At 78.2% G+C, this 4,211-nt stretch carries 1 protein-coding gene; it reads right to left on the bottom strand.

Annotated features, from left to right (window positions below; genetic code table 11):
- Positions 1–57: 57 nt before the first annotated feature.
- Entirely contained in the window at positions 58–4,161 is a 4,104-nt protein-coding gene (locus ABZ885_RS36465; RefSeq protein WP_360198717.1) for a type I polyketide synthase, read from the bottom strand.
- Between the last annotated feature and the right edge of the window lie 50 nt (positions 4,162–4,211).

Below are 4,211 nucleotides of genomic sequence, written 5' to 3'. Positions count from 1 at the left end.
CGACATCCAGTCCCGCCTGACCGGCAAGCACGAGACCGCCCCGTGGAACGTCTACAGCTACGGCGTCTCCAACCGCGGCGCGTCGGTCATGCCCGCGAGCGCCGCGTCCATGGCCGCCGGGTCGCCCCAGGCGGGCACCAGCCACGGCCGCCCGAGGGCGAGCGCCTGCTCGAAGGCCTCGATGCCCTGCCCGGCCGTCAGCGCCGCCATCCCGGTGCGCCGGGCGTACGCGGCCAGCTCCTGCTGCCCGACCAGGCCGTCCACGCCCCCGACCGCCCAGAGCGGCCAGCCGAGCGACACGCTGCGGCCGTGCCGCGTCCCCGCGCGGACCCGGTCGTCGCGCAGCACCGTGTAGAGGTCGGCGAAGCGGTTGCCGGTGGCGTAGCTCGCCGCGCCGAAGTCGCCGACCAGCGAGGAGACCGAGGAGAAGACCACGAAGAGGTCGAGCTCGTCGTCCCGGGTCAGCCGGTCCAGGTGGACCAGGCCGTGGGTCTTGGCGGCCAGCACCCGGCCGAACCGCGCGCGGTCGCCGTCGGTGACGTACCCGCTGTCGGCGACGCCCGCCAGGTGGAAGACGCCGTGCAGCGCACCGAACCGCGTCCGCGCGGCGGCCAGCGCGGCGGCGAGCTCGCCGGCCTCGGCCACGTCGGCGCGCAGCGTGCAGACCTCGGCGCCCAGCGCGGCCAGCTCCCGGTGCCACTCGCGCGCCGCGGCGTCCGGCTCGGAGCGGCCGATCAGCACCAGCTTCGCGCGGTACGTCCGGGCCAGGTGCCCGGCGAGCGCCTGGCCGATGGCCCCGCTGCCGCCGGTGAGGACGTAGACGCCGCCCTCGCGCAGCTGCGGGGGCGCGGCGTCGCCGTCCGCGCCGTCCTCTCCGGCGCCGGTCAGCGGCCGCAGCACCCGCACGGTGCGCTCACCGTCCGCCGTGCGGCGCACCTCCGTACCCGCGGCACCGGCGGCCGCGCACAGCTCGACCGCGACGGCGGCGGCGAGCTCCTCGTCGGGCGTCCGCGCGTCGACGGCCAGGGTCAGCAGCTCGAAGCGGGGTGCGACGGCCGCCGTGGACCGGGCGAACCCGGCCAGCGCGGCCCACTCGGGCCGGTCCCGGCCGTCGTCCTGGGGGTGGACCAGGGCACACCGGACCCGGCCGGGCAGCTCGCCGGAGCGCACCGCGTCGAGCACGTCGAGCACCGTGGCACAGGTGCGGTCGAGCACGTCGGCCGGTGACTCCCCGGCGGCGGCCGCCCCGGGGAACACGGCCAGGTCGAGGCCGTCCGCTCCGGCCAGGCCGGCCAGCGTGCCGGCGAGCCGCCCGGCCGGGTCCGGTGCGCCCTCGGCGACGGTGACGACGCGGCGCCACCCCCCGGCGGCGGCCAGGGCCGCTTCGAGGCCGGGCCGGCCGCCGATCAGGGCCAGCGTGCCGGCCGGGCTCCGCTGCCCCGGCTCGGCGGCCGCCTCCCAGTGCGGCGCGTAGAGCCGGACCTGCCCGGCGTCGGCGGCGGGCACCCGGGCCGTCACGGTGGTGGCGGCGGGGGCGGTCCCGGCGGCGAGCACCCGGTCCGTCGCGGTGGCCGTCGCGAGGCCGGCCGCCCCGGTTGCCCCGGCCGCAGCCGTCGTCGTCCGGCCGGCGAAGTCCCGCAGCTCGGCCAGCACGCGGCCGTCCTCGTCGTACAGGGTGAGGTCGAAGCGGCGGACCCCGGCCGTCTCGCCGGTCAGCCGGGCGTGCGCGTGCCGGACGGCCGCCAGCGGGCCGGGCCCGTCGCCCCTGTCGGACACGTCGAGCACGTCGAAGGCGCCCAGGCTGAACGGCACCGCCAGCTCGCCCGGGCGGGGTGCGGCGGTCCGGCCGGCCCAGTGGCAGGCCCGCAGGGCGCCGTCGAGCAGCGCCGCCGACAGCTCCGGACCCTCGGCCGGACCGTCGCCGCCGAGCCGGACCAGCGCCTCGCCCGGCCCGCTCCGGACCTCCTCGACCACCTGGTACGACGGGCCGTACGCGAAGCCCGCGGCCTCGTAGTCGGTGTGGACGGACGCCCGGTCGCGGACCGGGGCCAGCCGGGCGCGCAGGTCGTCGAGGCGCTGCCCGGCCCCCGCCGTCGCGGGGGCGGGCACGGCGCCGCCGCGGGCGTGGGTGGTCCGCCCCTCGCCCTGCCCGCTGTAGACCTCGAAGGCGAGCCGGCCGCCGTCGGGCCGGAAGGAGACGTACAGGTCGAGCCCGCCGCGGGGCGGTTCGACCACCCGCCCCCACACCACGTCCCGCAGGGCGTGCCGGACGCCCGGCTCGGCGAGCCCGGCGGCCGCCCGGACGAACTCCAGGGTGGCGGCGCCGGCGAGCAGGGCCCGGCCCTCGATCACGTGGTCGCGCAGCAGCCGGTCGCCCGCGCGCAGGGTCTTGCGGAACCGCACCTCCGCGACGGTGGACTCGTTGGCGTCCACCAGCGGGTGCGGCGCACCGGGGTCCGGGTCCAGCGGGATCCAGTAACGCTCGGCCGCGAACGGGTAGTTGGGGGCGGCGACCCGGCGCGGGACCGGGCCGGGCCGGGCCGCGTGCCAGGCGGCCCAGTCGACGTCGGCGCCGCCCAGCCAGCGGCGGGCCGCCTCCTCCAGGGCGCCGTCGTCGGTGACGGCCGGCAGCGGGCCGCCCTCGGCGTAGCGGCGCAGCGCGGCGACCAGGCCGGCGCCGTCGGTGGCGACCACCGCGAGGCGCGTCTGCAGGGCCTCGCGGCCCACCTGGGTGGTGAAGCAGAGGTCGGCCAGCGGGACGCGTTCGGTCTCCAGGAACGCCGCCGACCGGCCGGCGTAGGCGCGCAGGCGCTCCTCGTCGCGGGCGGAGAGCAGGTAGAGGACGGGCTCGTGGGCGTGCTGCTCCCCCGCCGGCCGGTCGGCCGAGGGGTCGGGGCGCGGCGACTCCTCCAGCACGAGGTGCGCGTTGGAGCCGCCGGCGCCGAAGGAGCTCAGCCCGGCCCGGCGCGGCCGCTCGCCCTCGGGCCAGGCGGCGAGCTCGCGCTGCACCCGGAACGGGGAGCGGGCGAAGTCGATGTTCGGGTTGAGCTCGGCGCTGTGCAGCGAGGGCACCAGCGTCCGGTGGGCGAACTGGAGCAGCACCTTGGCCAGGCCGGCCATCCCGGCGGCGGACTCCAGGTGGCCGACGTTGGACTTGACCGAGCCGATCGGCCAGGTGCCGGGCGCGGCGCCGGCCTCGCGGTAGGCGTTGGTCAGGCCGGTCAGCTCGATCGGGTCGCCGAGGTTGGTGCCGGTGCCGTGGGCCTCGACGTAGCCGATGTCCTCCGGGGTCACCCCGGCCCGGGCCATCGCGTCGGTGATCACCCGCTGCTGCGCCCGGGGGCTCGGCACGGTGTAGCCGTTGGTCCGGCCGCCGTGGTTGACGGCGCTGGCCAGGATGACGCCGTGGATCCGGTCGCCGTCCTCGACGGCCTTGCGGTACGGCTTGAGCAGGACGGCGCCGACCCCCTCGCCCGGCACGTAGCCGTCGCCGCCGGCGCCGAAGGCCCGGCAGCGCCCGTCGGAGGAGAGGAAGCGGCCCTGGCTCAGGAACGCGTACTTGTAGGGGTGGACCGAGACGTTGACGCCGCCGGCGAGGGCCAGCTCGGACTCGCCCCGGCGCAGGCTCTCGCAGGCCAGGTGGATGGCGGTGAGCGAGGACGAGCACATGGTGTCCAGGGCCATGCTCGGGCCGGACAGGTCGAGGGCGTGGCTGACCCGGTTGGCGATGGTCGCGAAGGACGAGCCGGTCAGCGGGCGGCCGCCGCGCAGCGCGTCCAGCGCGCCGTGGAACTGGTACTCGCCGTACATGACGCCGACGTACACGCCCACCGGGCGGCCGGACAGGTCGGCCCGGCGGTATCCGGCGTCCTCCAGCGCGTGCCACGAGGTCTGCAGGAACAGCCGCTCCTGCGGGTCCATCACCTCGGCCTGGCGGGGCGAGATCCCGAAGAAGACCGGGTCGAAGCGGTCCACGTCGCGCAGGAAGCCGCCCCAGCGGGTGTGGGCGCGGCCGGGCGCGGCCGGGTCGGCGTCGTACCAGCGGCTGTGGTCCCAGCGGTCCGCCGGGATCTCGGTGACGCAGTCGCGGCCGGCCGTGAGGTTGCGCCAGAACTCGTCCAGGTCGTCGGCCAGGGGGAAGCGGCCGGCCAGGCCGATCACCGCGACCGCCTGGTCCTCGGGCGGCGCGGCCGCGGGCTGCCCGGCGGGCC

Source organism: Kitasatospora sp. NPDC047058 (genome assembly GCF_040643935.1).
Lineage (GTDB): Bacteria > Actinomycetota > Actinomycetes > Streptomycetales > Streptomycetaceae > Kitasatospora.
Note: the sequence above shows the minus strand (reverse complement) of the source record. Positions and strands in the feature narration are given on the sequence as shown.